Source organism: Metapseudomonas boanensis, from assembly GCF_018704125.1.
GTDB lineage: Bacteria > Pseudomonadota > Gammaproteobacteria > Pseudomonadales > Pseudomonadaceae > Metapseudomonas > Metapseudomonas boanensis.
In genome coordinates this window covers 1-4,917 of the sequence record NZ_JAGTIS010000038.1, presented here as the reverse complement: position 1 = coordinate 4,917, position 4,917 = coordinate 1, and the positions used below count along the sequence as shown (strand labels likewise).

At 63.7% G+C, this 4,917-nt stretch carries 4 protein-coding genes and 1 pseudogene; all 5 read right to left on the bottom strand.

The genetic code is table 11. From position 1 onward, the window contains the following. Window positions 1-172, bottom strand: a pseudogene (locus J7302_RS26110) (acetaldehyde dehydrogenase); the annotation flags it as partial. A gap of 22 nt (window positions 173-194) precedes the next feature. Continuing rightward, window positions 195-995 carry a 2-keto-4-pentenoate hydratase gene (locus tag J7302_RS26105; RefSeq protein WP_215381720.1) on the bottom strand — a complete coding sequence of 267 codons (801 nt, stop codon included), beginning with the start codon at window positions 993-995 and terminating at the stop codon, window positions 195-197. Next, a complete protein-coding gene (mhpA, locus tag J7302_RS26100) occupies window positions 992-2,716 on the bottom strand; it encodes a bifunctional 3-(3-hydroxy-phenyl)propionate/3-hydroxycinnamic acid hydroxylase MhpA (protein ID WP_215381719.1) in 1,725 nt (574 codons plus the stop codon). The genes J7302_RS26105 and mhpA overlap by 4 nt, the downstream gene beginning before the upstream one ends. Window positions 2,717-2,739: 23 nt before the next feature. Continuing rightward, complete coding sequence (locus J7302_RS26095) at window positions 2,740-3,726, bottom strand: VOC family protein (protein ID WP_215381718.1); 987 nt, start codon at window positions 3,724-3,726, stop codon at window positions 2,740-2,742. A 30-nt stretch (window positions 3,727-3,756) separates the two neighbouring features. Next, on the bottom strand, window positions 3,757-4,626 hold the full coding sequence (locus tag J7302_RS26090) for an alpha/beta fold hydrolase (protein ID WP_215381717.1): 870 nt from the start codon (window positions 4,624-4,626) through the stop codon (window positions 3,757-3,759). Window positions 4,627-4,917: the final 291 nt, after the last annotated feature.

Here is a 4,917-nt window from a genome sequence, read left to right as displayed (position 1 = left end):
GGGTGGTGGCCACCCCGAGACGCGCGGCACGGGCGAGGCCGTCGGACGCCGGGTCGATGCCGACCATGGCGCCCATCTCAAGATGCTGCGCGTTGCGCAGCACCTTGATCATCAGGTCGGTGCCGATATTGCCGGAGCCGACGATGGCGACTTTTAATTTCTTGGTGCTCATGAAGATTCTCCAGATCGGCGGCTCAATAGAAGTGGCAGCCGACTTCGCCCAGGCGAGTCAGGCGCAGGTGCAGGTGGTCGCCGGCAACAACCGGCGTCATCGGACCCAGTGCGCCGGACAGCAGTACGTCACCGGCCACCAGCGGGCGATCGAACTCGGCCATGGTGCGGGCCAGCCAGAGGCAGGCGTCCAGCGGATTGCCCAGGCAGGCGGCGCCGACGCCGATGGAGGCCTGAGCACGGTTCTTCTCCAGCAGCATGCCTTCCAGGCGCAGGTCCAACGCCGACAGCCGGGTCGGCTGCTTGCCCAGCACATAGAGTGCCGACGAAGCGTTGTCCGCCACGGTGTCGACCAGGGTGATCTTCCAGTCGGCGATGGCCGAGTCGACGATCTCCAGCGCAGGTAGTACATAGCCCACGGCGCTGATCAGTTCGGCCAGGGTAGTGTCCGGATTGGGCAGGTCGCGTTCGAGGACGAAGGCAATCTCGCCTTCCGCCTTGGGCTGGATCAGCTTGCTGCAATCTATGCCGCCGCCATCGACCACTTCCATGTCGGCGAACAGCATCCCGAAGTCGGGCTGATCGACGCCCAGTTGCTGCTGGACGGCGAGCGAGGTGAGGCCGATCTTGCGTCCGACCAGGCGCCGTCCTTGTTCTTGGGCCCGCTTGGTGTTGATCTCCTGCACGGCGTAGGCGTCGGCCAGGGTGGCGATGCAGTATGGCGTGGCCAGTGGCGCGATCGGCGCTTGCCCGGCGCGTGCGGTGCGCAGCGCCAGGGCGGCGGCTTCGATTTGTTCCAGACTGGCAGGGGACTGTCGATTCATGAGGCCTCCCGCTGGCCGTTGACTGCCTTCAGGCCGAGCTGCTCGAGCAAGCTGTGGATTGCTGGCTGGACCGCACCGGGGTTGGTCATGGCGAAGACGAAGCGGTCGGGGCGGACGACGGCTACCGCGCCCAAGGGGTAGCCGGCCTCCTTGAAGCGGCGGATGCATTCGCCGGTCATGTCTTCCCACTCGTCCACGCCTACTGGCGCGCTGGGCGAGACCTTGCCTTGCGGGCGACCACCAGCGGGATAGAGCGTGAGGTAGCGGGTGTCCAGGCGCGCCAGTTGTTGCAGGTCGGCGTCCGCCAGCGATTTCCGCGGATCGACCCCGTAGCCAATCAGCGCATAGCCTTGGCCCATGGCTTCATCCATCAGCAGCGTGCGGCTTTCACGATCCACCAGCAGCGGTTGTGGCAACTGCTCGCCTTCCAGTCCCGCGCGACGCTGACGCGGCAGGCCGAAGTAGGCGCCAGTCTCGTAGCGGGGGCGCGGCTTGAACTTGGCCTCGCTGAGAAACTCGCGTAGGCCGGGGGTGCGACGTGCCGTGCGGGTAGCGACGTTGCGCAGGGAACACAGTAGCGGGTTGGCGGTGGAGACGAAGTTCTTCATGTGGATCGACAGGTCGATCATCGCCTTGGCATGCGGCCGGCGTTCGCTCTGGTAGCTGTCCAGCAGGCTGTCGCGGGCCTGGCCGCGCAGAACGGCATCGAGTTTCCAGGCTAGGTTGTAGGCATCGCGCACACCGGCGTTCATGCCCTGGCCGACGAACTGCGGGGTCATGTGTGCGGCATCGCCGGCGAGCAACACCCGGCCGTCGCGCCATTTCTCGGCCACCAGTGCGTTGAATGTGTAGACCAGGCTGCGCAGGATCTCGATCTTGTTCACATCCACGTACTTGCTCAGATAGGCCCGTACGGTCCGCGGGTCTTCCATGTGTTCCTTGGCCTGCCCGGGCATCAGCATGAACTCGAAACGGTGGTGGCCATAGGGCTGGCGGCAGCTGACAGTCGGGCACTCGGGGTCGCAGATAAAACTGAAGTAGGGCAGGTGGCGCAGGCAGTCCTCTCCTTCCTTCTGCTTGATGTCGACCACGATCCAGGGGTTGGGGAAGCTCTTGCCGGTCATCTTGATGCCCAGTTGCGCGCGCACGGCGCTGCGGCCTCCGTCGCAGGCAACGAAGAAGCGCGCGCGCAAGGCCTCCTCGCCTTCCTGCGGAGCCGGTGTCTCGCCAAACACCGGCGCCTGCTTGCTGTACTGCGCCCCCTGGCTTGCGATGTGCATCACGGTGACACCATCGGCATCCTGGATGAAGCGTGTGAACTCACGGCCACGTCGCACGCTGACCTGCGGGTAGCGGGCCAGTCCGTCGGCCAGGGTGGTTTCCAGCAGCGGCTGGTAGAACAGGTTGTTGGCCGGCCAGCCATGGGGACGGGCGGTCTGGATCAGTTGGTGAAGTACCAGCCCGTCGGGCAGAACCCACTGAAAGGTGGCGTTGACCAGCATGTCTTTGGTGAGTTCTTCGGCAATGCCGGCAGCCTGGAAGATGCGCAGGCACTCGTCATCGGTGTAGACCGCGCGAGCATTGCCGTAGAACTGCGGCTCGCGCTCAAGCACGATGACCGATAGGCCGCGCTTGCCGAGCAGGTGGGCGAGGGTCAGACCGGTTGGGCCAAGACCCGAGATCACGACGTCGACTTGCGGATCATTGTTCTTGTTATTCATGTGGAGCACCCTCGGTACTTGGATTAGAAAGGGGTGTATTCACGGCGCATCAGCGAACGGATGGCGCGTACTGCCTGGCGCAGTTCATCGCCTAGGTTGTGGTCGAGCGGCTTGTGGCCCCAGGTGCTGATGCCCTGGTGCCGCATGGGTTGCCAGCTCTCCTCGTCCACCGCAATAGGAGACCAGCCGTACTCGATCTCGAAGCCGGACGGGCTCTCGACGTAGAACGACAGTTCACGGTCGTTGGTGTGCTGGCCGACGCCCATCATGATGCGATAGCCGAGTTGTCGGCAGCGCTGGTAGGCAGCGGTCATGTCCTCCAACGTCGCGCACTGGATGTTCATGTGCTGGATACGCGTGCGGATCGGATCCATGCGCCGGCCTCGGGTGCAGGCCACTGCCACCGAGTGGTGGCGCTCGTTCAGGCGCAGGAAGCGGATGTCCAACATCAGGCCGCTCATGCGTTGCTCGATGTCGTCGCTCACCCGGGCATTTAGGATCTCCTGCCAGAAGCCCAGCATCGCTTCTGGTCGGCGCGAGGTGATCGCCACGTGGCCCATTCCGGCGCTGCCAGTGACATAGCCGCTGGCCAGCATCGAGAGCGGAGCGTCAGTCAGCTTCGGAGTGACATAGAACTCGATCGGCAGTTCCTTGGGGCCGGTACAGCGCCAGTAGCGTTCCACGCCGCGCAGGGCGGCACCGCTCGCATCGCCGGCTGCGACCGCCACGCCTTTGTGTTGCAGGCGCTGCAGGACGATTTCCAGGCTGTCCTGATCCTCGATCTCATAGCCCAGTGCTGCCATGTCTTCGAGTGGGCCTCGAGTGATCACCAGGCGTCGTGCATGTTCATCGAGACGGCAGACCAGCGTGTCGTCTTCCTCTCGCACATCCATCCCCAGTGCATCGCGGGCAAAACGAACCCAGTCATCCAGCTTTTGCGATTCGACCAGCGCATAGCCCATGCGGCTCTTGCCGAAGAGGTCGGTACGTGTGTTGTTCGCTTGCACCATGGTTCACAGGCTCCTGAAGTCGAGGGTGGGCTACTGCTGCGTGCGTGCTGCCAGATAACTGCAGACCAACGAGTTGAATTCCTCGGCGCGTTCCCACTGCACCCAGTGGCCGGTCTTGCAGAACAGGTAGAGGTCGCAGTTGGGCATCCGCTTCTGCAGGATGGGGCCGCCGCTAGGGCGGTTGACCTTGTCTGCAGTGCCCCACAGCACCAGCGTTGGCACCTGGCAACTGGCCAGGCGTGGGTCGCGAGTGAAGTCCATGCGCAGCGCCGCCTTGAGGCTGTTGGGGCCACGCAGGGGCGGCGCGGCGACCACCTCCGGGTCGATGCTGGAGCGATAGCGTTCTTCGATCATGGCGTCCGACACCTGGCTGCCGTCGTAGACCAGGTACTCGCGGATGAAGCGGGTGATCTTCTCCAGGGAAGGACCGCTGCCCTTGTAGTAGTTCAACAGTTGCTTCAGGCCGGCTGTCGGCAGGCCACGCGTGGTGCCGACTCCCCCCGGCCCCATCAGCACCAGGGCCGAGACTCGGGATGGGGCCTCCAGCGCCATGCGCAGGGCGCAGGCACCGCCGAGTGAGTTACCGACCACATGTGCCGATTCGATCTGCAAGGCATCGAACAGGTCGAGCATGGTGTTCGCCAGGTCACCGAAGGGGTCACTGCGATCCACGCCCTTGGTGGATCTGCCGTAGCCAGGCATGTCCACCACCAGCACGCGGAAATGCCGAGCCAGTGCCTCGATATTGCGCGAGTAGTTGGACAGGCCTGAGGCGCCGGCACCGCCGCCATGCAGCATCAGCAGCGGATAACCCTCGCCGATCTCGCTGAGGAATATCTGCCGGCGACCCACGCCGACCATACGGGAGGTGAGGCCTGGAATTGCTACGTAGCTGTTCATTTGCGCTCCAGAAATACCTGCTTGTTATTGTTAGTATTAGAGTATACGTGCTCAATTATGAGCACAAGTGTTCATATTGGTGCTGTGCTGTCCCTTTCTGCTCCGAAAGCAACCTTGGTCGTTCAAAGGAGCCGCCCGGCAGGGCGGCGAAGATCTCGGGTGGGGGCCTTCAACTAGTGAGGTTTTTCAACGAACCCCGGAGTTGCGCAAGGCGGCAGGGGTGTAGTCGGCGGCGAGTGTCTTGACGCCGAACTCGACACCCTGACTTTCCTCGTTCTTCAGGCCCGAAAC